Origin of the sequence: Bacillus sp. SRB_331 (genome assembly GCF_003264175.1) — a bacterium.
Classification (GTDB): domain Bacteria; phylum Bacillota; class Bacilli; order Bacillales; family Bacillaceae_G; genus Bacillus_A; species Bacillus_A mycoides.
Genome location: NZ_NADV01000029.1, coordinates 345,361 through 370,890 on the forward strand (window position 1 = coordinate 345,361; position 25,530 = coordinate 370,890).

Annotated in this window: 23 protein-coding genes and 2 pseudogenes; 2 read left to right on the forward strand and 23 right to left on the reverse strand. The window is 31.9% G+C overall.

Annotated features, from left to right (window positions below; genetic code table 11):
- Positions 1-5: 5 nt before the first annotated feature.
- The 11 genes and pseudogenes from B5P42_RS20065 to B5P42_RS20110 form a co-directional block, all read right to left on the reverse strand.
- Positions 6-833 (reverse strand): SH3 domain-containing protein, encoded by an 828-nt coding sequence (locus tag B5P42_RS20065; protein WP_113735028.1) that lies wholly within the window; start codon positions 831-833, stop codon positions 6-8.
- Positions 823-1,356: an RNA polymerase sigma factor gene (locus B5P42_RS20070; protein ID WP_002127457.1), complete on the reverse strand. Its 534-nt coding sequence runs from the start codon at positions 1,354-1,356 to the stop codon at positions 823-825. The genes B5P42_RS20065 and B5P42_RS20070 overlap by 11 nt, the downstream gene beginning before the upstream one ends.
- Positions 1,357-2,159: 803 nt before the next feature.
- Positions 2,160-4,133: a penicillin-binding transpeptidase domain-containing protein gene (locus B5P42_RS20075; RefSeq protein WP_113735029.1), complete on the reverse strand. Its 1,974-nt coding sequence runs from the start codon at positions 4,131-4,133 to the stop codon at positions 2,160-2,162.
- Between the two features lie 451 nt (positions 4,134-4,584).
- Entirely contained in the window at positions 4,585-5,178 is a 594-nt protein-coding gene (locus B5P42_RS20080) for an SGNH/GDSL hydrolase family protein (protein WP_113735030.1), read from the reverse strand.
- Between the two features lie 169 nt (positions 5,179-5,347).
- Positions 5,348-6,379 carry a VanZ family protein gene (locus B5P42_RS20085; protein ID WP_044440859.1) on the reverse strand — a complete coding sequence of 344 codons (1,032 nt, stop codon included), beginning with the start codon at positions 6,377-6,379 and terminating at the stop codon, positions 5,348-5,350.
- A gap of 162 nt (positions 6,380-6,541) precedes the next feature.
- Positions 6,542-6,673: pseudogene (locus B5P42_RS32835) on the reverse strand (Fic family protein); the annotation flags it as partial.
- An 89-nt stretch (positions 6,674-6,762) separates the two neighbouring features.
- Positions 6,763-7,920, reverse strand: coding sequence for an acyltransferase family protein (locus tag B5P42_RS20090; protein WP_113735031.1), 1,158 nt, complete (start codon positions 7,918-7,920; stop codon positions 6,763-6,765).
- Between the two features lie 142 nt (positions 7,921-8,062).
- On the reverse strand, positions 8,063-8,578 hold the full coding sequence (locus B5P42_RS20095; protein WP_002127445.1) for a transglycosylase SLT domain-containing protein: 516 nt from the start codon (positions 8,576-8,578) through the stop codon (positions 8,063-8,065).
- Positions 8,579-9,332: 754 nt separating this feature from the next.
- On the reverse strand, positions 9,333-10,646 hold the full coding sequence (locus B5P42_RS20100) for a D-alanyl-D-alanine carboxypeptidase family protein (RefSeq protein WP_107888184.1): 1,314 nt from the start codon (positions 10,644-10,646) through the stop codon (positions 9,333-9,335).
- A 953-nt stretch (positions 10,647-11,599) separates the two neighbouring features.
- Entirely contained in the window at positions 11,600-11,749 is a 150-nt protein-coding gene (locus tag B5P42_RS32080) for a hypothetical protein (protein ID WP_002069316.1), read from the reverse strand.
- 359 nt (positions 11,750-12,108) lie between these two features.
- Complete coding sequence (locus B5P42_RS20110; protein ID WP_016102002.1) at positions 12,109-13,578, reverse strand: aminoacyl-histidine dipeptidase; 1,470 nt, start codon at positions 13,576-13,578, stop codon at positions 12,109-12,111.
- A 251-nt stretch (positions 13,579-13,829) separates the two neighbouring features.
- On the opposite strand from B5P42_RS20110, the gene B5P42_RS20115 reads away from it, so the two are divergent.
- Positions 13,830-14,219, forward strand: coding sequence for a YxeA family protein (locus tag B5P42_RS20115; RefSeq protein WP_113735032.1), 390 nt, complete (start codon positions 13,830-13,832; stop codon positions 14,217-14,219).
- Positions 14,220-14,238: 19 nt separating this feature from the next.
- Here B5P42_RS20115 and spoIISB read toward each other — a convergent pair whose 3' ends face one another.
- The 5 genes from spoIISB to B5P42_RS20140 form a co-directional block, all read right to left on the reverse strand.
- A complete protein-coding gene (gene spoIISB, locus B5P42_RS32085; RefSeq protein ID WP_002017052.1) occupies positions 14,239-14,415 on the reverse strand; it encodes a stage II sporulation protein SB in 177 nt (58 codons plus the stop codon).
- A gap of 75 nt (positions 14,416-14,490) precedes the next feature.
- A complete protein-coding gene (locus B5P42_RS20120; protein ID WP_000588712.1) occupies positions 14,491-14,616 on the reverse strand; it encodes a hypothetical protein in 126 nt (41 codons plus the stop codon).
- A 112-nt stretch (positions 14,617-14,728) separates the two neighbouring features.
- Positions 14,729-15,469: a type II toxin-antitoxin system SpoIISA family toxin gene (locus tag B5P42_RS20125; protein ID WP_002032139.1), complete on the reverse strand. Its 741-nt coding sequence runs from the start codon at positions 15,467-15,469 to the stop codon at positions 14,729-14,731.
- A gap of 339 nt (positions 15,470-15,808) precedes the next feature.
- Positions 15,809-16,546, reverse strand: a complete 738-nt coding sequence (gpmA, locus tag B5P42_RS20135) for a 2,3-diphosphoglycerate-dependent phosphoglycerate mutase (RefSeq protein WP_002032137.1) — start codon at positions 16,544-16,546, stop codon at positions 15,809-15,811.
- A 153-nt stretch (positions 16,547-16,699) separates the two neighbouring features.
- Positions 16,700-17,176, reverse strand: coding sequence for a MarR family winged helix-turn-helix transcriptional regulator (locus B5P42_RS20140; protein WP_002017049.1), 477 nt, complete (start codon positions 17,174-17,176; stop codon positions 16,700-16,702).
- A 274-nt stretch (positions 17,177-17,450) separates the two neighbouring features.
- Here B5P42_RS20140 and B5P42_RS20145 point away from each other — a divergent pair, with 274 nt between their 5' ends.
- A complete protein-coding gene (locus B5P42_RS20145; protein ID WP_002017047.1) occupies positions 17,451-18,083 on the forward strand; it encodes a type 1 glutamine amidotransferase family protein in 633 nt (210 codons plus the stop codon).
- A 176-nt stretch (positions 18,084-18,259) separates the two neighbouring features.
- Here the strand turns inward: B5P42_RS20145 and B5P42_RS20150 are convergent, their stop codons facing one another.
- From B5P42_RS20150 to B5P42_RS20180, 7 genes and pseudogenes are all read right to left on the reverse strand, one after another.
- Positions 18,260-18,673, reverse strand: coding sequence for a VOC family protein (locus tag B5P42_RS20150; protein WP_113735034.1), 414 nt, complete (start codon positions 18,671-18,673; stop codon positions 18,260-18,262).
- Between the two features lie 118 nt (positions 18,674-18,791).
- Positions 18,792-19,502: a class I SAM-dependent methyltransferase gene (locus tag B5P42_RS20155; RefSeq protein WP_044439620.1), complete on the reverse strand. Its 711-nt coding sequence runs from the start codon at positions 19,500-19,502 to the stop codon at positions 18,792-18,794.
- A gap of 106 nt (positions 19,503-19,608) precedes the next feature.
- Positions 19,609-20,370, reverse strand: coding sequence for an ABC transporter ATP-binding protein (locus B5P42_RS20160; protein WP_113735035.1), 762 nt, complete (start codon positions 20,368-20,370; stop codon positions 19,609-19,611).
- A gap of 12 nt (positions 20,371-20,382) precedes the next feature.
- Positions 20,383-22,697: pseudogene (locus B5P42_RS20165) on the reverse strand (ABC transporter permease).
- 6 nt (positions 22,698-22,703) lie between these two features.
- Positions 22,704-23,966 carry an MFS transporter gene (locus B5P42_RS20170; RefSeq protein WP_254904890.1) on the reverse strand — a complete coding sequence of 421 codons (1,263 nt, stop codon included), beginning with the start codon at positions 23,964-23,966 and terminating at the stop codon, positions 22,704-22,706.
- Between the two features lie 46 nt (positions 23,967-24,012).
- On the reverse strand, positions 24,013-24,648 hold the full coding sequence (locus B5P42_RS20175; RefSeq protein WP_113735036.1) for a TetR/AcrR family transcriptional regulator: 636 nt from the start codon (positions 24,646-24,648) through the stop codon (positions 24,013-24,015).
- Between the two features lie 395 nt (positions 24,649-25,043).
- Complete coding sequence (locus B5P42_RS20180; protein WP_113735059.1) at positions 25,044-25,523, reverse strand: DUF1648 domain-containing protein; 480 nt, start codon at positions 25,521-25,523, stop codon at positions 25,044-25,046.
- Between the last annotated feature and the right edge of the window lie 7 nt (positions 25,524-25,530).

Genomic DNA, 25,530 nt, shown 5'->3' on the forward strand with positions numbered 1-25,530 from the left:
CTCTTTTACCATATAGAATCTATATTTATTATTTTCCATTCACCATTATCATTCTTTTCGAGCATAAATGAATACTTAATATCAGTTAAAACATACTCTTTTTGCACATATCCAGTATTACCGTTAATTGTCGATATTTTTATATATCCATCATTTTGTACTTTTTCTGGAATCCAAGCTTTTACCATTTCATTAGATATTTCATATAAAACTTGTGATTCTCGTTTTGGTTCAGCTAAAATTTTTGTTTTATTTCCAGTAACCGTTGCATATATAAAATGCGCTTGCTTTGATTGGTTACTTTCTGTAAATCCACTTGGTACTTTGTATACTTTTTTTGTATCATTTGCAAATTCTCCCCCGTTTGTAAGAGCGACTTGCAACTCATGAAAAATATCTTCATCAAACTTCAATTCATCCTTCTTATAACTCTTCCCTTTAAATATAACTTCATCATTTAATGCTCTATACAAATCATTTTCATTTTTTGAATTTGTACTTCGATATAACTCATTCATAAATTGTTTTAATGATGGATCTTGAGCAGACTCATCTTTTGTTTTCGGCTTAATTTGAGTACTACTTTGTACCGGTGATTTATTATCATCAAGCCAAGGTTGTTGAACAATAAAAAATAACATTGTACAAACCAAAACAACTACAATAGGCAATGCTTTTTTACGAAATGGTCTCTTGTATGTTACAGAATCTACTTCACTATTTTGGTATATCGATTGCTTTATTTTATAAATAAATGCTTCTTCATCTTTACGACGCTCCATTGGTCCATTTTTTAATTTGCTATACCAGTCAGGATTTTTTTTACTGTTCATCACTTCTACCCTCCCCTATTAATTTTGAAACTTTACTTCTTGCTCTGCTTAACCTAGATTTGACTGTTCCAATGGATACACCTAATGTTTCAGCCATTTCTTCATAAGATAATTCATATTTCGCGTCCAATATTAGTATTTCGCGGTGTTTTTTAGGTAGTTTTAATACAACATCCCACACATCATTCATTTCCTCTTGATTAAAAAATTCTTGTTCTGCCGATGGAGATTGCTTATCGTCACTAAAAAATCCCACTAAAGATATCCTTTTAAAATAAGAGGATTTCAAATAGTTTATTGCCGTATTTCTTGTAATTTTTAATATCCACGTTTTAATAGATGACTCCTTTCGAAACGAATTCCAATGTTTAAAAACCTTAATAAATACATCTTGTGTGATGTCATCTGATAAGTGTGGATCTTTCGTAATAATAAATGAATAATTCCATACATCTTGCCAATAGTCTTTTATAACATAGTCAAGCTCATCATGATTACATTTTTCAATAAACTTCTGTTCCATTTCCACACCTCAAACTTATTTGAATAAACATAAAGCTGCCCTCACTTTTAATATGGTTTCAATATATAGACATGATACAAGTTTCATTTGTTCCATTGTTTATCTTTTTTTCGATAGAAGACTCCTTCTTTAAAAATGTAAAGGTGGGAAATAAATGTTGTTAGATATTTCATCTATACATTCTCTTCAGTGACAGGCTCCTAAAAAACAAGTAAAGCATACAATATTAAAAATTTACTCATAAAAATCTGATTACGATTTTTTGGATTTCATGAAACACTCCACTTATATCACCTATTTTTTCCAAGATCATACTTATTTGTGTGCTCTATTTATTTTTTACTAAATAGCTGTTTTGTTAAAGTTTAAAATTACCCTCACTTATTCATTTCAATTTGTTCTACTCTTATTTTTACTATTAGAAATGCCAAGATTTCAGATATGGAAATAAAAATGAACAAGTTTTTTATCATCAGCTGCATTAGCCCCTGGCCCAATCAGTTCTACACTTCCGACTGAACTCTCTGGTTTTAAATCAGCATTTAGGACTATTCAAACTACTAATCAGCCCGTACTTGCAAATACTATTTCGAAAATTACATTCGAAACCATAGAATTTGATTTAAATAATGAATATGATGAGGTATCAACTTTCTAGAGCCACAACAAAATAGAAAAAGCATTCTCGATTAGAAAGAATGCTTTTTTGAAACTTTATTGTTCTTTATTTTGCCCAATTTATACCTTTGAGTTAAGCAAACATATAATAAATTTAGTAGAAGATTTCACCTTCTAATTAAGTATTATTTCTGAAAAACATGTTTTATTTTTTCACCTGGAACGTTGCTCCCGCCTCTTCCTTTTACATCTTCAATCATCATGGTAACAATCATGTTTGGCGCGCTTGCATCGAAAGCTGCAAACCATCCAAGTTCTTTACCCTCTGCTTCTTTCGATTCTTTCAGTTCTGCTGTACCTGTCTTACCAGCGAGAGTTACACCATCAACTTTAGCAATTCTCCCAGCACCATCAGGATCATTAATAACCTTTATTAACGCACTTTTTAATATCTCTTGATTCTTGGTAGAAATCACATTTTCTTTCCAATTTCCCGCTTCTTTTGTTTTTTTTATAAGATGCGGTGACGGAATGTTACCCTCATTGACAATCGGTGCATAAGTCAATGCTAAATGAAGAGGTGTCATTAATACTTGTCCTTGTCCGTACCCCGTGTCTGCTAGTTGAATATCATTTTTTATCCCATCTTTTGCAATGATTGAAATAGGGAATTCGTATTCAATTGGTAATTTTTCATGAAATCCGTATTTCTTAAATTCATTTACATACTGATCTTTTCCTATTTTCAAAGCTTGTTGAGCAAAATAAATATTATCAGAGTACTTCATTGCCTTATCAAAATCAACTGGACTAGCATCCTTCACACGTGTTACATAATAATTTCCCCAAGATGAATCTTTTGTCCACTTTAATCCTTGAATTTTAAATTCTTCCTTAGGATTTATTGTGTTTGTTTCCAAACCAATTGCACCTGTTATCGTTTTAAATACGGAACCTGGTACAAATGCTTGTGTGAAGCGATTCATCATTGGCAGTTTCGAGTCATTATTCCATGCTTCCCGTTGAGCTTTTGATGCTCCTCTAACTATTGTATTTGGATTATAAGCAGGGCTACTTACAAGTGCGATTGTTTCACCCGTTTTAGGATTGACCGCTGCACTAGATCCTGCTTCATTTTTCATCTCATTAAAGATTTTTTCTTGAATTACAGCATCAATAGTTAACGTAACATTTTCCCCTTGTTTTGCTTCTTGTTTTGCTACATTTTTAATCTCTTTCCCGTTCTCATCTTCCATAAATACGCGTCCACCCTTTTCACCACGCAATTTATTCTCTAATACTTTCTCTAAACCTGTCTTACCCACTAAATCATCTGCTTGATAACCTTTTTTTTGAAGCGATTTTAACTCCTCTGCATTTACCTTTCCTATATATCCCGTTAAGTGTGCCGCTGCTTCTCCTAATGGATACGTACGAATATTTACTGGGCGAGATGAAACTCCTTCTAATTCAATATAATCATTCTGTCTGGTTCCCTCTTTTAAAATACCAATTGGTACAAGGGAATCTGGTTTTATCCATTTCGCTGCGAGCTTTTGATCGACCTCTTCTATAGACATATCAAGTAATTGTGCTACTATTTCTTTCGTTTGCGCTGCCGTTTCACCTAGTTTCTCTGGAATAATTCCAACCTCAGTCGCTTTTCCATTCGTTGCAAGCCCTTTTCCATTTCGATCATATATTTCTCCGCGTTTTCCTTGCTCTGTTTGCATACGTACTTTGTAATCTTTTTTCATACCTGGGAAAATGAAGTCTGGTGTCCAATCTATTTTCCAAGATTCCTTATCTTTATCTTTCACGAGTTTTGCTTCATGGATGAATGAAACTGTTCCTCCATCCGTATCCATATTAACTTCAAAAAGAAAAAGTTCTTTATCTTTAGTATTCTCTCCTTTCGTTTTAATTTTTAAATTCTTAACTCCAATACCCTCATAAATTTTTTGATATTTCTCTGTGAACTCCTTTTTAGAAATCGTTTTTTTTGCATGTTCTGATAAATAATCATACATATTTGTAAATTTTTTATCATTCCATAAATTGATATATTCTTCAAATGCTTGTTTTGGCGGCTCATCTTTATTGCATCCTACCAACATAACTCCAAAACAAAAGAAAAGCAGCATCCATATTTTTTTCAATTCAATCTTCTCCCTTAATTAAAAATGATTATTCCTTTCTAAATATGTTAAATAAAAAATGTTTTAACGCTTAATAGACAGTGTAAGTAATGAAATAGTTCCACATTTACAAAAAAATTAAATTTATGGTTAAGCTGCATTCAAAAAGGGAAGATTTTAAGATTCTTACAAACGACGAATATATTTAGCGAACGTTATCATTATTAGTGTTGTTTTAACAATTCATTTAAAATACCTTTTAGTTCATTTTCGCCAATTTCATCTTTTTTCTTTATAGATTATTGATACAAAAAAAGAATCCTTATACTAAGGATTCTGCAACAGAAAATAACAAAAATATAAACAATAAAAAGAATTACTTAAAGTATAATTTATAGGCACTCTATATCCTTCTTTTTCGCACCAAAAACCCCTGTACAGCATGCGACAGGAGTTTAGGTCATTCTACAGCTTATTTAAAAGAGTCATGTACAGGCAAACTACTAAAAATCAATTCAGCAACTTTTACATATCCTTTTGAGTTTGGATGAATTAAATCCGTAGACCAAAGCGTATTGTCATTAACTAAATGATGATTCCAAAAGTCAACATGATGAAGCTTATACTCTCTACTCAGTGAAAGTATAACTTCATTTGCCTCTAATAATTGTTCTTTTAATACTTGTTTTTTTTCAGATGGAAATGGAAGCCTAACAGTAAAATCTGGAAGGTTTGCTATAATAATATCAGCACCTGCTTTACTTAATGTATCTATCATAAATTCCATATCGTTCTTATATGCATGATGATTCCAACGTCCTTTTAAAACATCGTTTGCACCTGCAATTAGACTAACCAAATCTGGATTAAAAGTTAATGCCTGTTCCAATTGCTGTGAGCGAATTTCTTTAGTTACTAACCCACGTTTTGCAAAATTAGCATATTTTAAATCATCTACACACAGTTGAACAAAATGATCTACCCAGCTTTTTAATGCTATTCCCTCAATTTCATCCCCTATCCCCTCTGTAAAACTATCACCAACCGCTACAAATCGCTTCCACATATATAGTCCCCCTTTTTTGTTATTCATATCTACACTATACAATAGCCCACAGCGTAATTGTTCTTCTTAAATGTTTTTCAATTTCAATTAAATTCCATAGGAGATTTTTCAAATGAGCAAGACAACTCGATTAAACTATTTCACATGAACAAAAACATGAAAATCTACGTTATCTTCTCGCAGAAATAGGTTGAGACCAACTATCTTTCCCATTATCATTTAAGCGTACTTGAAAAACATATATAGGTTGAGAAAAGCCTTTTGTATCAGCGTAGTAATCTATATTATAATCTGTAATGACTAATGTATCACCTGCTTTGAAAGATATTATAGGATCAAAGTCTCCTTGTTTTAGTTTTTGAAATACTTCTTTGGGAGACAGAATTTCGACATCTCGAATATGTGATTTTTTTGTAACTGGCTCATTGTCATTAGGCATTTTTGTAATTTCCTCTTTGTAAACAGGCATTTTATTACCTTCGTCTTTTAACTCTATTGATGTTTTTATAGTGACATCAGTCATGTCTGTTTTTGTAATGGGATCTAAAGGCATATTCCCAAATTCCTTCATTTGATACGAAATCATTATTCCAAGTGCAACAAAACTTACTGTAATCGGAAGAAATAAATATTTGGTCATTTGTGTATCTGTTTCTTTTTTCTTCAACAATATAAGAACTATATTTAACATAGAATATCCTAGCATCATTCCTAAAGTATTATGAAGTAAATCGGCTAGTTCCATACTTCCACGTTGCATTGTAAATTCAAGGATTTCAATCAATAAACTTGCTATAATTGAGCTGATTAACATCCATTTTGTTTTTTGAAAAACATTACTAAATAAAGGTAATAAAATTCCTAACGGAAAAAGCATACCTATATTCACAATGATATGGAAAAAAGAAGAAAATGAAAAGGTATTCCATGCTTTTTTATAAACACTAAGTACATCAAAGTCAATTGTTCTTGCAAAAGTTATATCATCTGGACGACCAAATGAAGTAGCTGATAATACAAGGGAATAATATCCTATTATCAATATAAACAATATAACTTGTTGTACGGTAAATTCCCCCCCTCCTTTACATACCTTTTTGTATACTACAAAGTAGCTAAAAACAAAAATGAGTAGTAACAAGAATGTGAGTTGTATTGTAGGAATTGCAAAGGTAACAAGTAGTTCGGAAATAAAATTCATTTTACACCTCTGTTTTTACGAATAAAATATTCAATAGTTTTATATAACATTTTAGATATAGATAGCGATGTGTTGTTACCCCTAATAATTATTAATACAGAATTAAACCTGTATACATTGAGCATTTCTTCCTCTTGAAACCAGCTTTATTTGACCAAGCAGCTACAAGGAAACTAGCGTTTTACTAATTGTACTTTCGGCTATGTCTGGAAAAACGTTACGAAGATTCTCTTTAGTAAGAGGATTTTTGGAGTTAAGTATAAAATTAAAAATTTGTTCCATTTTAGTATATTTATATAGAATCCGTAATTGACCGATTCCTAATATACTTAGGAATCGGTCATATTCGTATATTTACTAAAGAAATAAAATTCCTTCAAGCATTACACTTTTTTTCGAAAATTTGTTGTTCCTTGTTTTGCCCAGTTGATACATTTCTTTTCAATTAAATGATACGAAACTATAGAAAAAAGTATTGTCAGTGAAATACACAAAGCAAGAAGGAAAAAGATAGGTATCTTTGTATACAAAAGTTTAAATAGTACCATCATGATTGGAAAATGACACAAATAGATACTGTATGAAATTTCTCCTAAGTATACAAATACACTCTTATTTAAAAATGCTTTCACTTTTAGGTTACTCATGGCCATTATTATAAATATACTAACACCGATTACGACACCCCAATCTTTTAATAAGAAAGTAGTATCATTACGGGAAAAACCATAAATTAAAATGGAATATAAATATAGAATAATCCCTAATGCAATAAGAAATCCTTTATTAAATTTTTTCATATTCCTATATAAGTAGATAAGCTTTTCCTGATGCTTAAAAAGTAACATTCCAACCATAAACATCGATGTGAAATGCAGTGTATCGGCATAACCATTATAAAATCCCTCTGCTTTCCCTATATGCAACATATTAAGGAAAACACTAATTAAAGAAAAGCTCAAAGCAAATAGTATCGTTTTCTTCCAACTCAGTTTATAAAAAAGAAGGAATAACAACGGAAACACAATAGATATACGCATTTCTTGAGCCAATGACCAGATAACTGGATTATAATTTTCCGTAAAAAAGTTATTAAGAAGCACCAGATGGTTTATAATATCTATTTTTGTTATAGACCCTTGCCACCTATCATAGAACCAATCCCGTAGTCCAGCCACTTCATACGGCGAGAACAAAATAAATAAAGCAAAGGTAATGATTATCCAAAAATAATAAGGGATATAGATTCGTACAAATCGCTTAATTAAATATCCCCAATAATTTGTTTTTGAATGATAAAGTGCCATAGATAACACAAAACCACTGAGTACATAAAAAACGATTACAGCTTCCCCGCCAGCCCATAAAAACCTAAGCGGGGAAAATTTAATAGAATTAGGCAACGATGGTAGCATTAAACAAAAGTGTCCAAATACCACTGTCAGTGCCGCTAACCCTCGTATGGAATCTAATTCTTTTATTCTCTTACTCATAAATTGTTCTCCTTGTAAATTGTAGATTTTGCTGTTAATAAAGGCCACTATACTATAGTAGTGGGAGAATTATACATATTGTTTCTTTAAATTCCTAATATAAGCAGTACAAAGTCAATCTATGTATCTGTATAAGGGAACTTTCTTATTTAGGCATAAGTTATATAATAATAGAAAGAAAAAAGAAATTTCATTCTATAAAATCGTATTGTCGTTTAGAAAACATTTTAAAACTGTTTTCTAAACCCTCGTTATAGTCTGTCTGCTTATTTGTCCATTGAACACCCTTATTCCCAGGCCACCCTGAGGTATTAGCAACATGTTTTAATAGTTCTTGTCCTTTTAAATTTTGCTGTAAACCACGGTTATATGCATTTTTCATATTAGATATTGCAATTCGGGTATTCGTTTCTATATTTTTCAAATCTTCGTTCGTTAAATCTTTAGGTGCTAGTCCACCTCGATGGAGCTGAAACAGTCCAAATGATGTGCCCTGATCTCCGACTGCATTTTGATCAAACTTACTTTCATGGAATGCAATAGATAAAGGAATCCATGGTGGTATACCATGCTCTATTGATATTTGTTGAATCGTGTCTCTTACTTTAACTCGGTTAGTATGATGGTCATATGCGTATTTTGTAAGATATAGCCCTCCTGTTAAAACTAAAATAAATACTCCACTTTTTATTAATGTCCCTCTCATCGACGTCACCTCACTTGTCAGTATCAAAGATTGTCACTAGTAATCCTATCTTTTGGGGATATTAACTCGTAATCATGTATCATTTTGTTATTGTTTGTTTCATTAATTACCGATTTTCAGGTGAAATTATTAGGGGGTTCCCTCCATATAACATTCGCTTTTATCACTTTCGGTACAATTTACTTTTGTATGGGAGAGCGTTTTCTCTGTATGGTACCGTACTTTTTTCTCGAATACCTTGCTTTTTTATTCGATTGAAATTAAAGAATAACTATATACATAGGGATACACGCTATAAAGAGATACTTAAATTTCTTTAAAAAATTCATTTTCTGGCCTCCATTTCTTTATATAAATAATTTAAAACAAAATATTTAATAGAAAGAAAAGATTTTATTAAATTTTTATAAAAGTTAATAACAGAAATAAGTACCAGGTATCGATTTTAATTGTCACTTGATGGAATAATGAATGTTTTTTCATCATGTAACTTTATTAAACTAGCCTTGCACCAGAACCCTTTGAATCGAACAATTCATAATAAACGCCATCCTTTCTGTATATTTCTACAAAAAGAATAGCGTTTTTTGATTATATGGATACAAATTTATCTTAGCTTGATTGCAATACCGAAAGTTCCGAAGAACCAGATTTGAGAATTAATGCAATCTTCCATTCCAAGCCATCCACATAAAAATCTATAATACTTTGAAACCTTTTATTTCAGGCTAATATTTAGTTTTATCCTACAAAGTTAGCCTTTTACTATATCAACCGCACTATTCCACATACCGCTAAAGAAAGATCCTATTTCGCGCATTAAACGTGTAAACCAATTTGCTTGTTCTACTTCAGATTTTGTTACAAGGTCTACTTGTAATGATTTACCTGATAAAAATCCAGGATCTGTACTATCTTTAGGTGATATAGTCATTTTACTAATTGTTACATCTTTTTTAATAGGCGCTTCTTGTTCTTTATTCGATACTTTAAATTCTTTTTTATAAACATCTTTGTTGCCCTTTGGCATTGGAAGTGAAACAGCTTGCTTCGTTTGAACAACCACATCTTTGTCCTTTGCATTTGCTACTCGCACTGTTTCATGACCTTTTACTACTGAATCTTTTCCATAGACCTTCTTCACTTCAAAATTTGCAAATCCATAATCATATAATTTCTTTGTTTCATCAAAACGTGCTGTATGAGAGTTTGCTTTTATAACTACAGAGATTAGACGCATACCGTTTTTTTCTACTGTACCAGTAAAACAATCTCCGGCTTCTGGAGTAGTTCCTGTTTTTAACCCATCTACACCTTCGTATTGCTTAATTAAGCCTTTTAACATCCAGTTAAAGTTCGTCATATCAATCGGATACTTGCCACCCTTTTGGAATGTTTTTTTAGGGATTTTTGCTGTATCTAATATTTTCGGGAAATCTTGAATAAGACGTTGTGCTAAAATCGCACAATCTCTTGCGGACATTTTATTTTTCTCGTCTGGAGTTGTCCCTTCTGGGTGATGTCCTTTTAAATCATGGTTTGTTAAACCTGTAGAGTTTACAAATTTATAATTTTTCATTCCAAACTCTTTTGATTTATCGTTCATCATTTTCACGAAATTGACTTCTTTTCCAGCAATCTCTTCAGCTAAAGCAATTGTTGCACCGTTTGCAGAGTAAATTACCATTGCCTCATATAACTCTTTGACCGTATAAGAGCCACCATTTTCTAATGGAACGTTTGATAATGAGCGATCTTGCGAAATCTTATATGCATATTCAGAAATTTTAACTTTTTGATCCCATTTAAGTTTTCCTTTATCCACCGCTTCATGAACTAAGTATTCACTCATCATTTTTGTCATACTAGCAATTGCTAATAATTCATCTGCATTTTTTTGATATAAAATTTTTCCGGAATTTGCTTCTACTAAAATTGCTGATCCTGCTTCTACGTCTAAAACAGGGACTGTTTCCGCTGATGCTCTTCCAGATGTAACAACCATGCTACAAAATAGTGTAAGCACTGTTCCTATTGCAATAAATCTCTTGTAAAACATACCTTTCACTTCTGTTACCTCCAATATCTTTGTGCTCAAAAAAACGTTATTTTAACATAATCCTCCAAAAAATAGACAGTGTTATCAAATTCTATATACATATAAGACATTAGGATCGCTTTCATATAGACCATCTCATCACACCCTTTTAGGCGCACTGACACTTAGTATTCCCACACACATCCCTATTTTTAATACCCTTGTATTTTTCAAAATGATCCGTACTTTCATATTTTTTAGGATTACACTTAATAGACAATCTAAGTAATACATTTGTTCCACATTTACAAAAAAATAAAACCAGTGCGCCCCGATTAAATATCGAAACACACTGGTAGCTTAGCCGTTTTCTTATTATCTACTTGACAGGGTCTGTCGGTCTCTTTTCAAAAATTACTATATTTGCACCATTTGCTAGACTCATACCAAATATAATTACACAAGTCAAATTAACCAAGTTATAATAAATCCGAGAATGCGGACAAGAAAACCATTTTATATTTTTTTGAAACTCTTTATTTTTTTATTTAAATTACGGTACATGAAATTCACATGACACTTGTGTAGTAATACTTTCTCCTTATCAAGAGGATATAATATTACAGCAGCACTTTTACATAGGTGTAGCTTTAGAATAAAGTTTGATTAAATTAACTTAATAAACCTTGATAAAAGAGCGAATAGAAAAGTTTGATGATTTTTGTGAACCTTACTCAATTAAAGCGCCCGACTGTGGTAGATACATTATCCTCAATTACTTCTTGGGGTAGCGTCAGGAAAATGCGGATTTACAACGCTAAGGAAATGTCACTTATTAAAAAAGCCGATTTCCATCTCAAGGAATCGACTTTTTAGTTCATTAAGTAAGAGGTTTGAAAAAATAGCCTGTATATATTTGAACGATGAATAACTTACCTATTTTCTTGTGTTTGTTTGCATTACATAAAGAAAAACATAACGTATTATTTATCTGTTTGTTTTTGCTTCTTTTTCAAATACTCCGCACGCAATTTTTCAAGTTGCTGCTTTTTATCAAATTTGGCAGGCGTCTGTTTTTCATGAAACTTTGCCACAGCTGCCTGACCTTTGTAATCCAATTGATATTTCCCCACTTTATTCACCTACTTTTCTTGTCTTTAAAGAGAATCTATTCAACAAATATAATATACCTTATTTTACTGAAGTAAACCTTATTAGTCAAAGGAACTTAAAGTAAAAAGCTTGATAATAAGGGGAAAACCAATCTAAAAAGTCGCTTTCCTTAGGTAAGGGAAAGCGACTTTTTGTGTAGTCTTATTCAATTAAATGGCCCGATTGTTGAAGAAAGAGATACTCTGCAAAATAGATCTTTTTATCAAACTTTATTTTAAATCAACAATAGGTAAATTTCTTGGCCATTATTTTGCTTCACATAAAATTCTATACAAAAAAGCAACCTATAAATTTAGGCTGCTTTTTATTCCGTCTTTTATTACTTAGCTAATTCTTTCGTTCCCTGCATTACATCAACGAAAAATCCCCAATTATTCACAACAGAAGAAATACTAATATGTTCATCTGGAGTGTGAACATTAAAGATATCTGGACCGAATGAAATAGCATCTAACTCAGGCATTTTTTGAACAAATACACTGCACTCAATTCCTGCATGTACTGCGAAGATTTCAGCATCTTTGCTGTATTTTTCTTGGTGCACTTTTTCGAATAAATTACGGATAGGCGAATTAGGATTATATGGCCACTCTGGATATTCAGACTCTTTTTCAAATGTTGCCCCTACTAATTCCGCAATATACTTAATTTCATCTACAATATGTTGTTTTAAACTACTTACAGAACTTCTCACTTCGCTTCGTAATTTAATCTCATCTTGCAGTGTTTGAATAACTCCTAAATTAGTTGAGCTTTCTACAAGACCTTTAATATCCATGCTCATACTTTGTATACCATTTGGAATTAAGAATAATGAAGAAATAAGCTGTTTTTGTGTTTCTTTAGAAAAGACTTTTTCCGCCTTTTCTTCTACTTTTGTAAGTGAAACATGAACATCCGGATCAACAGCACGTAGCTCTTCTTGTAACATACGTGTCCATGATTTTAGTTTTTCTTCTACTTGCTGTACATCTTCTGCACGTAATAAAATTGTAGCTACACTTTCACGCGGAATTGCATTTGTTTTTAAGCCGCCATGAACTTCACTCATATTAAACTGAATGTGAAGTGATAAATCACGTAAAACTCGTCCTAATACTTTATTCGCATTACCGCGTTGTTTATCAATTTCCAAACCAGAATGTCCACCTTTAAGTCCCCCAACATATAGTCGGTATGTGTCCATATCTACTGACGCTTCATCCCAAATCACTGAAATCGTTTCAACTGCTTTCGCACCACCTGCGCTACTCACTAGTAATTTATGATCTTCTTCAGAATCAATATTAATAAATATTTTTCCGTCAAAATGATTTGAATCAACAGCGAATGCACCTCCCATTGTCGTTTCTTCTTCAGTTGTAATAACAACTTCTAAAGCTGGATGCGGGATGTCTGTTGAATCCAATAATGCTAATGCATATGCAACGGCAATACCATTATCAGCACCTAAAGTAGTTTCGTTTGCATATAACATATCTCCAATAATTCTTAATTCAATTGGATCTTTCTCAAAATCATGAACTGTCGCTTGGTTTTTTTCACACACCATATCAGAGTGCCCCTGAATGATAATAGCTGGAACATTCTCATAACCAGAAGTAGCTTCTTTTTTTATAATGACATTTAACGCTTCGTCTTGAATAACTTCTAAATTACGTTCCTTTGCGAAACTCACTAAGTAATCACTAATTTCTTTTTCATTACCTGATCCTCTAGGAATCTTTGAAATTTCTGCAAAATGATAAAATACAGGGTGCTTTGTTAATTGTTCTAAAGTAGAATACATTTTTAAGCTCCTCTCCAATTGACAAAATAATATGTACGTCCTTTATTATTATACCATGATTCATTATTTTACTTTTATTTTAAGATTTCAAAAATTCATTATAACCTATTCATTCCATCCTCATATTTTTTAATTTAGTGTAAATAAGCTATACTCTTACAAGATTGTAAGAGTGCTGTAATCAAAATCGATTTTTCTATTAAAAAAATAACCGTATACTTTAAATACATAATTTAAAGGAGATAATGAAAATGAAAAAATTTTTATCTGTCATTACACTAAGTTTATTATTTTGTAACTTAACTATCGGGTGTGAAAGAGCTTCTCTAAATAGAATCGGTAAGGATGTATATTACGTACAGATAAAAGGTGAAGGGTTTATTGAAAAGATAGAAGGTAGAAACTTACGGAACTACACATTGCCGGCATATGATGAAGATGGAGTAAGAAAACAAATTACATTTAGAAGTAAAAAACAATCAAACGATCAAAAATTAAATGAAAAGGCATTTTTGTGCATTTATGTAGTCCAAGAAAATAAAGATAAAAATGAAATATCATCGATTGAAGTAAAATCCTATGAAGAAATTCAAAAAGCGGATTTACCTTTAAAAGTAAAAGAAAAGTTTAATGTAAAATAAAAAATAAAGGAAAATGCTCTTATGCATTTTCCTTTATTTTTTTCACTCGAGCATATTTCGAACTATTACTATCCATAAGTTTTTCTAAACGATTTATATTTTCTGTTAATGCACCTTTCACAAGAGAGAAATCTGTATTTGATTCTTCTTTTTTAGTTTTAAAAAACGAAGATTTTTGAGCATTTACTTCTGCCATCTCTTCTCCCCCTTTTCAAAAAGATACAACCTTTTATTTATATTATATAGCAAATGCAGACAGAGTGTACACGTATCATTTTCTTTTTAATTCTTCTTCTAACTCTTCTACTTGCTGCAAAGTATCTCCTTTTATTAAAGAGAAATCTGTTGTATCTTCATTATCTTCTTTAAAAAAATCATTGTCATAATCTTTTATCACTACAATCACCTCTACGTGCTAGTGTAGGAATGATTGTCCAATTTTATACAAGCTTGTCTGAATTTGTTCTCCCTTTATGTATAGGTGAAAAGGACAGAAAAAGATTCTGTCCTTATTTACTAAAATAACTATGATGAATTGTTAAATTATATACATTTTCAAAATCTCGATCTTGAAGGTTATTTTTCTTCCCATCAATAACAATGAAAACATCACTAACTATTTTTGCTGGTATAATTCCGACATTTTCTACTTGCACCGCTTTCTGCTCATTCAATTGCTCGATGTGTTCTAATGGAACAATAATACTAAATTGAGAGCGGATACCACGAAAGTTTGTATTTAATTCCTTCACCGCTTCAAATACAACAATTTTCGCACCAATCTTTTCCCCATATGAATCTAAAAATGTGTTTAAGCTTTTTGTATATTCCTCTTCCGTATGCCATTCCATTGTGCCAAAGGCTGTTGGATTCACATTTTGAATAATTGTCGTATATATTTCTCCTCTTGCTTTTGAAGCAATTAATGACCTTTTAATTGATTGGACCGTCTTTCCAATATCGCTGAATTTTGCGCCCCATATTTCTGAAATATTTGGTGTCAAAATGAATGCAATATCAACGAAAATTACCATCGCAGTAAACATTAAAAGATTTTTCCAGAGGGTTAAATCTATTCCTTTTATCGTGAAATAAACTGTGACTGATGTTATGAACAAACCGTACCACGTTTTTCGAATTCGTTGTTTCTTCTCCTCGTACAACTCTTCATTTCTCCAATAAAAGAAAACAAGAACAATAAAGACGATTGCTAAAATAAATAAGCCAATTCGAATGTTAGAGATCGTCAATCACATCACCCTCCATTCCAAAACTACTCACGATACCATTACATGCACAAACAGCTCTCTTTATGACAAAAGACGTGGACAACCTTCTAAAGTTAGCAACATCGCATATACATTAGAAGCAGGCCACGTCTTTTATCCCGCATTAACGGGCAGTAAGACCCCCCCACCTCAAAATTCAGCGAAAGCAAAGACGTTAGGTGAGGGATCAACTGCCCATAAAAGCCCGATTGGTGAAGGCTAATAATCAGTGCGGGATGAACACCCTCCACTGATTAAAGTTTCCCTTTATCATGAATCTACATTGTATATGTAGACAAGCATGTGTTTCAAATTTTCATGTTAAAAAGAAATATGTTTCGGAATTTCCCCTTCAGGTACTTCTCCATCCATACTTAAGTAATAATGACGAATCGGACGTAATTTTTCATCTAACTCATAAACAAGCGGAATGCTAGTTGGAATATTTAATGAAACCACACCATCACTTGAAAGGTTGTCTAAGTATTTCACTAGCGAACGAATTGTATTACCGTGCGATGAAATAATTACTTTCTCACCACTTTTTAATGACGGTGCAATTTCTGAATGCCAATAATCAACTACTCTTTTCTCCGTATCCTCTAAACATTCAGTCAATGGGAATTCATCTTTTTTTAACGTTTTATATCTTGGATTGTTCGCCTCATATCGAGGATCATCTTCGGTAAGTGCAGGCGGTCTCACATCTATACTTCTTCTCCAAATATGAACTTGTTCATCTCCATATTTTTTTGCAGTTTCGTCTTTATTCAATCCTTGTAGTGCACCATAATGGCGTTCATTCAACTTCCATGAGTTATGTATAGGGACCCAAGTGAGATCCATTTCATGCAGTACAATCCATAATGTACGAATTGCTCGTTTTAGTACCGAGGTATACGCAACATCAAATGTATATCCATTCTTTTTTAATATTGTTCCTGCTTCTCTCGCTTCACTTAATCCATTCTTTGATAAATCCACATCTGTCCATCCTGTAAATCGATTTTCAAGATTCCACAAACTTTGTCCGTGACGAATGAGTACAAGTTTTATCATTATAATTCCCCTCTCGGAAATATGAATTTTAAAATTTCAATACGTACACATATAAAGTTTTTGGCAATGTGAATTTTTTATCCATAGTTGCCAAATATACAGATAAAAATTTATGATTTTTCAAACTACAAAACAAGATACTGTTTCTATCTTTTATTCTACTGGTATTTCACGCTTAGACGTCCATGCATCAAATCCTGAACGGCTATTTGCCATTTCATTCATAACTTGATGCCAATTTTCTTCACATGATTCGCCAAACTGTGAGAAAATAGCTCCCATTTGTTCTCTTTGAACATCGCTCAGTTTTTTCTCTAAGTCTGTTCCTTCTTCTGTTAAAGACAGCTGTTTCACACGACGATCATGTGCAGCTTCATTACTCTCAATAAGTCCTTTATCTAACAGTTGGCGCAACGGTCCGTGAAGAGCTTGTTTACTTATTTCTAAAAGTGATAGCAGTTCATTTACACTAAGCCCTGGAAAACGAGCGATAAAAAACAGAATTCTATGATGTACACGCTGTATACTATACTCTTTTATTATTTCATCTGGTTTTTCTGTAAAAGTTTTATATGCAAAGTAAAATAATGCTAATGCCTCATTCATTTGCTCTTCTTTATGTTGTGTCATCTACTTTCCCCCTGTATGTAAATTATACCACAACTCAATTATGAATAATTAAGTTGGTATATTGAGCCTAATTTCTTCATTCTAAAACCAACAAATTTCAACTATTATATTTTTTGAAGGTTGTTTAATTCGTAAACCATACCTTCAAATAAAGTATCCAAATTATTTTTTAAAGAATTCTTAAGGAAATAGGTTAAATTCAAATGATAAATATTGTAAAATTTATTTATTAATATTTTTTTGAAAAACTCAATTGTGATTGGAGTGTTATTGTATGCAAACAAAAAAAGTTTATCTTTATGTATTTAATACGATGTCAGACTGGGAATATGGACATTTAATTGCAGAACTAAACTCAGGAAGATATTTCAAAAAAGAGTTAGCCCCTTTAAAGGTAGTTACAGTAGGAGCTAATAATGAAATTATTACTACGATGGGAGGACTAAGCATAAAGCCAGATATTTCCCTGGATGAATGTACTCTTGAGAGTAACGATCTTTTAGTTTTACCTGGAGGGACTACTTGGGGGGAAAGCATTCATCACCCTATCTTAAAAAAAATTGGTGAAGCGTTAAAACTCGGCACTATTGTTGCTGCCATTTGTGGTGCAACTGAGGGGTTAGCGAATTTTGGATACCTAGATTCTAGAAAACATACAAGCAATGATTTAGAATATATTAAAATGGTTTGTCCTAATTATAAAGGAGAACAACTTTATAAGATGGAACCTGCAGTATGTGATGAAAATTTGATTACTGCATCAGGAGTAGCTCCTCTGGAATTTGCAATGGAAGTATTGAAAAAAATTGATGTATTTGCACCAGATACGTTACATTCATGGTATAACCTAAATAAGACTTATAAGCCTGAATACTTCTTCCAGTTAATGAATTCAATTACTAGATAAGCTGAAAAATTAAATTAGCAGTTTTATATTATATAAAAAACTTAAAAAGCACCCCTAAAGTCGTTATAAATACGACCGATGACGGTTGTAAAACAAAAAATAAAAGGGATGATACATATTTATCTTGTATCATCCCTTTTATTTTTTATAACATTAATATCACCATATTATTTTAATTATTCATCTCCAGCAAGAGTTAACTGCCAAGATACACCATACTTATCATTTAACCAGCCAAACTTTTTACTAAACGGATATGAACCTAAAGGCATAAGAACTTTTCCATCTTGTGCTAGTTTATTAAAAACTGTTTCGATTTCCTCTTCCGTATCACAAGTTACATAAAGAGACATAGCTGGAGTGAATGTAAAATCATGCTTTACATAACTATCAATACACATGAACTCTTGTCCATTTAGCGTAAAAGTTGCATGAATTACAGTTCCATCTTTACCTGGTCCATTCTCATCATAACGAGAGATACTTACAATTTCTGATTGATTAAATAGCGATGTGTAAAAATTCATCGCTTCCTCAGCTTTGCCCTCAAACATTAAAAACGTAGTGATTTTTTGATTTGTGTTACCCATTTAGAGACATCCCCTTGTTATGTATTTATGCAAAACATACATCGGACAATAAAACCGAACGTATATTCTTATAAGTGTATTGTCTATAAAAACGATGAGTTTGTCAATTATCTATGTTTTATTTCTTCTTAAATAATGCTGTCCAAAGAAATGATTCTCCAAACATATTATTTGGTTGTTCAATTTGCTTCATTTTTCTAATTTCAATTACTTCAAATTCTTTAAATATCTCTCTTAATTTTTCTTCAGAATATGCAAGACCACCTTGTAGACTCCATCCTCTATATACGTCCCAATCTGTTATTTCTGATCCGTTTCGCTCATCTAAATCGCCAGCTGCAAAACATGTTAATCCGAAATAACCACCAGATTTCAATGAGTTTTTAATTAAATCCACATAATTTATTCTTCTATGCGGTGGAATGTGATGCAAACAGCCCGAATCGTATACAAAATCAAATTCATTTTGACCCTCTAAATTAAAAATCGAATCACAAATAAAGTGAATTTTTATTCCTTTTGCCAACGTCCTCTCTTTCGCCCAATTAATGCCCTCTATAGATAAATCCACTGCTGTAACATCAAATCCTTCAGTCGCTAAATAAATTGCATTTCTTCCTGGACCACATCCAAGCTCCAACACTTTCCCTTTGGAAACCCATTCTTTTTGTATATACGAAACTAGGTTCTCATCTGGAACATTTTCAAAAAACGGAACATCTTTTTCTCTATCCGCATAAAATTCATTCCAAAACGGTTCTGCAGGTCTTAATATTGAATCAAGCATTTTTAATATATCTTCTTGAGTGTGTAACGTTTCACTTTTCATTTATACCCCTCCATAATCAATAGTCAGAAAATTATTATATCTCTTTTTAAACTTTCAAACAAAGAAAAAACTCCTATATTCAATAGGAGTCAAAAATATTATCTCTTTAAAATCCAAGTACAGTTAACCATTTTAACAACTGCTCTTCTCGCACCTTCAAATCATCGTTTCTATACTTACCCATCTGTATTTCGCTAACAATTTCTCCGTCCACCATAAAAAGAATTCTTTCTGTTTTAGCTGCTACCTTTACGTCATGAGTAACTAGCAAAATTGTAGTTCCCATACGGTTTATATTTGCTAAAATATCCATTACCTCTTCTGTCGCTTTTAAATTCAAAGCACCCGTTGGTTCGTCAGCAAAAATAATATTAGGTTTATTTATGAGTGCTCTACAAATAGATACCCTTTGTAATTCTCCTCCTGATGCTTCAGTTATATTATTAGTTGCAATTTGACTAATTCCCATTTTTTTCATCAATTCAAGTGCACGTTTATTTATTATTTTCCTGCTCTCAAATTTTGCTAAATACGCAGGCAAAACTATATTATCAAAAAGATTCAAATTTCTAAGAAGATTGCTCTGTTGAAAAATAAATCCCATTTCGCTGAGTCGTAATTTTGCTAACACCTCTTCTTTCATACATGTTATTTCTTTACTATCAACTTTCACACTTCCTGATGACATTTGATCCATTCCGCTAATATTATATAGTAACGTCGATTTCCCTGAACCAGAAGGTCCCATGACCGATATAAACTCTCCCTCATAAATCTCTAAATTTATATTTTTTAACATATGGTAAGTTTTATTTCCATCCATTGCGTATTTTTTATTTAATTGTTTTACTTCTAAAATTTTTTTCAAATTACACACCTCCTACTCCCCATTTAGCTTTAAATCATTTGTTTGTTTCACTGTAAAGCTACTGAAAAGTGTTGCTACGGTCACAGATATAAATAAAATAGCTGGACATATTACATAAGAAATGATCGGATTAACAACAAACTTTATGTGAGCTGCTCCCATAAATGAACCTAACCAGCTTATTAGTGTTTCTCCAAACGTAGCAGCTATAAATGTCCCTGTTAAAATACCTACTAATACTATAGAAATAGAACGAGTAACATATTGTATACGAATATCTTTGTAGGAAAAGCCGATACTTTTCATAATTAATATTTGCGAAGAATCTTTTACCAATAACATTTTAAAAAACATCGCAGTTATTAAAACCGATATCAATATAGCAATCAAAATTGCCACTTGTGTCACGAGTCTTAATTGTTTAATTGTCTCTCCTAAAGTTTGAGATAAATAATTATCCGTATCTGTTATTTTTGCAGAATTAAAATTTTGTTTATACTCCTTCACTTTTTCTTGTAGATTCACTTTGGGTTTCATATCTACATTTACTACGTACCATAATATATTTTCTTTATTATAAGAAAAACTCGCTTTAGCTGTTTTTCCTCCATTCGTTACATCTTGATATATACCACTAATAGTTAGCATTTTCTCTTTTCCTTCTACAAATAAAACGATTTCATCCCCTATATTCTTTTTTAATTCATTTGCGTTCATATAAGAGAGAGCGATCTCATTTTCATTTTTTGGTGCCATACCTTTAACATATTCTATTGGAAATTGGGCGAAATCTCCCACTTCTACATTTAAGTTTTCATGTGTACCATCAGCTTTCACCATTTTAAATGTACTCGTTACAAATGCTGCATATTTCTCTACCTCTTCATCGTTTCCGACATACGATATAACGTCATTAAACCGTTTTTCTATATTTTCAGATTGCTGTAAATCTATTCGTATATCACTCTTTCCTGTTCCCATATAATTAACAAATTGCGGTGACTGAATCGTGTACAAAAAGTTAACTGGTACAACAATCATGAACACTGCAATAATTAAAACGATACTTAATACTCGATATAACTTAAATCGTTTCACTACATCTTGTATACCAATAAATATATTTACATTTGTAATTTTAGTTTGATAGAGAGAAAAAAATCTTCTAATCTTTCTTTTTCCTAGTTTATCTCTTGATCGTAAAGCGTCTATTGCTGTAATTCTCCTGAAATTCCGTAAAATGATGCGGCAAAAAAGGATAACGGCTAGAAATAACAATGTTGTGACTATCAATGGCACAACATAATATAAAATACTTTTATTAGCTGTCCCCATATAAAGTGCGATGTTAGAGGTAAATATTTTTGTAACAAATAACGAAAGGATATATCCACATATACATCCGATAGCGGAAATAACAACATATTTTGTTACATATAGTTTTTGAATATCTTTACTTTGAATGCCGATAGCTTTCATAACACCAATTTCCCGATAATCTTCTTCCATTGAAGTCATAATCGTAAATCTAATACATAAAATCGCGATTAGCATTAATAATGCACTTATTATGATAAGTACTGCAGCTATTATTCCATCTGTTAATGAATTGAGTGTTTTAAAGAGTGAATACGTAATAGAGGGACCTTTTTGAGGTAAGTTTGATGACTGGTATAAAGTTTCAAATGCATTTATTTTATTTAAATCTGTTAGCTGGAATTCAATAAGATATTCACTTTCTCCAAAATTCCCCTTTATTCTTTCGAAGTCTTCATCGCTTATTACAAATCGTTTTGAACATCACGAACAAATGCCGAAATAGTAAATTCTAGCTCATTATTATTTTTAACAACCCAAATTTTATCTCCAATACGCAAATTATATTTTTGCATATAATAAATTGGTACACCTATTTCCCCTTTCCTAACATCGATCAATTCATTATTTAAATCTAATAAAAAGTCAAAATTACTATTTTGCTTAACGAAGCTAATGTCCATTACACTATTATGTTCCGCTTGATTTTTCTTCTTTATAAAAATGTTAGATCCGCCTATTTGAACCATCTCTGCTGTTTGTTGTTTTTTTACAAAAGGAGTTTGCGCTACAAATGAATCAATTGACTTTTGGTTTATTTCTCCGGCATGCATTTGTACGAAGTGCGGTGCGTTTGATACTTTAAACAATTGATCCGTTGAGTTCAATAGATTTATAACGTTACTTGAAGCACTTGCGATTAAAAGACTTGATAACATGATAAACATAAATAGAATGGTAATTATCATTTTATTTTGAGAGAAATCTCTTTTTAACATTCTCCTAATCATATGGAGCTAGTTCCCTTCATTCCATAATATTTTCTTCGTCACTATCGCTATTATTATCATTATGAAACTAATAACTAATATAGGTAAATAAATTTTCATACTGAATCCTTCAAACATAAAACCATAAATGACTTGCCCAATTGGTGCCATACATTGAGATACCGCTGTTATAATTGCCATTACTTTTCCTAGGTTTTCATTTGGTGTTTTCTTTTGGACTACAGTAATCACATAGATGGATACAATTGTCACGATCATTGCAATTAGAATAGAAGAAAGTATAAAGAGGATAAATGGTGGATAGTATCCTAAATTAAGAATAACTGGCGTAACTGATAGTGCCATTGGTAGTACTAATAAAGCTATTAAAAGCATCCAGTAATACAATGTTTTCATCTGTAGCTTTTTCGCAAAAAAACCTATCGATAATGCACCTAAAATAGTAGCAAAATCGATCAATCCCATTCCAATTCCGTATAACGTGTCGCTACTTTCCATTGTTACTCGTATAATAATTGGAGCACCAACAACAAATAGCGGTGTAAGTATTAAATTTAGTAATGCAGCTAAAAGCATAGATTTCAAAATAAATGGTTGTTTTAAAACATATATAAATCCTTCTTTCATATCCTTTACAATTGTCGGTATTATATGGCTTTCTCGTGCTCTTTTTATAAAAGGTATTTTAATAAACATTTCTAAAATCGCAGATAAAAAGAAAGCAAGACAACTTATTATTACGAGCATTTTCAAACCAATTATGCCGTACAATATTCCTCCAAATACAGGAGCAACTATATTTGACAATGCTTGCACACCATTTACGATACCGTTCGCTTGCTCTAACTTATTCTCTGGAACTAATTGCGGAATACTCGCCATTACAACAGGTGAATACATTGCACTAACGACTGCTAGTAAAAACATAATTGTTCCAATCAATATAATAGATACAGGTCCAGTAAATAACAAAACTATAAAGCTTAATACAATCGCAGCGTTGATAAAGTCAAAAATAACCATTAAATCACGGCGATTGAAACGATCTGCTATCGCTCCGCCGAGAGGAGCTAGTAAAAACGGAATACTCGTTACCGCATATAATCCTGCGAATATATCAGCACGCCCTGTTATATCTAGCACATATAATGACAGGGCAAAACGTAAAAGTGTTGAACCTAAAATAGTAATAATTTGTCCACTCACCATTAAGTGAAAATCTTTCATCGAAGACCTTATACTAGCTGACATCCTTATCACACCTTTCATTCGATTCAGACCGACTGTCGGTCGATAATATCCAAACAGAAAATTACTATTTCTGTTTGATTAAAACCTCCACCATGTAATCAAAGGCTCCCTCTTTCGCTCCAACAGATGCTTCCATCATTTTGATATAAGCTTTAGCCCTCCTCATCATTTCTTCCGGCTTCCACTGGAATAAACCCTCATCAAATATGACTTGTGCTGAAGAGAGTAATAATTCAATCGTTTCTTGTGGGTATGGAGTAGAAAATATGCCTTCAGCGATTCCTTGTTCTAAAATCTCTGCTAAAACAGGAGATAAATGAATAATTGATTGTACTATACTTTTTTGATGCATTTCCGCATTATTTGGCTGATGAAATTGTTCAATCATTTTATCTTTTACATCTCCTGATTTTGGTGATTGTTCCATTAAAACTCGAAATAACTTATCCAAAACTGGGATATTAGGGTTAGAGACAATTGCTTTCGCTTTAGCAACATCCGCTTTAATAATCCTCATAATAATTTCATCCATTACTTCTTCTTTCGACTTAAAATAATGATAAAACGTCCCCTTTGCTATACCAATCTCTTTTAAAATGTCATTTACTGTAGTTTTCGCATACCCTTTTGTAACAAACAAACGTTCAGCAGTTTCTAAAATTTCATTTCTACGTTCCCCATATTCTTTTACGATCCTCATTCATGTACTCCTTCCTACGGACCGACTGTCGGTTTATTTAAAGTATATGTTTAGTATGTAAAAAGTTTCCTGTTATCGTACATATACAACAACCTACTTTACATTTCCTTTATGAATTTTAAAATTTATTTTTAATACGGTGAATGAAATTTTAAAATTTCATTTTTGGTATCCCCTGTAGAAAGACATTAAAGTTATTAAATTTTAAAACCGCAAACACGCATACCCCCGTCCTAAAATTAGGATGGAGGTAAAATAAAATTGTTTAATTTTTGATTAAACAAACTTCCCTATACGAAATTTATAATAAATTCATTTAAAATTCTAAATTGCATCCCATAATAGCGCCCGATAACGAAATAAAGTCATAAATTAGAATGTTTATTCAATCCGTATTATTTAATTTTCCGTTGCCTTATTATTCCTATAACAATTGGAATAACTGTTCCGATAATTATTATTGGTAAAAATAATTTACCTAAACCCCCGCCCCAACCTAAAACTATTGAAATTGTCTCAAATTGGATTAAAGCAAAAATAACTAAACAAACATTTTTTAATTGATTAATCATTTTTCGGCTATTTAAATAAAACTGCTTAGCATTCAATTCATTAAGTCTTTGTGGATAGTTATTAACTTCTGGAAACTTCTCTAAAGTCTGCATTAAAAGTATTATAAATGTCCCGATTCCTGGTAGAATCAAAAGTTCCCATTTTGACCCCCAGCGATCTACAACCCCATTTGCGTTATAATGTCCCGGTACTTCCTCAGGTAATCCTCCCCAAATGGTGATCAAAAAAATTATTGATCCTAAGAAAAATGAATATCCAATGATATCCCAAATCCATTCACTTTTTGTTCTTTGGATTTTCATTCTAGGT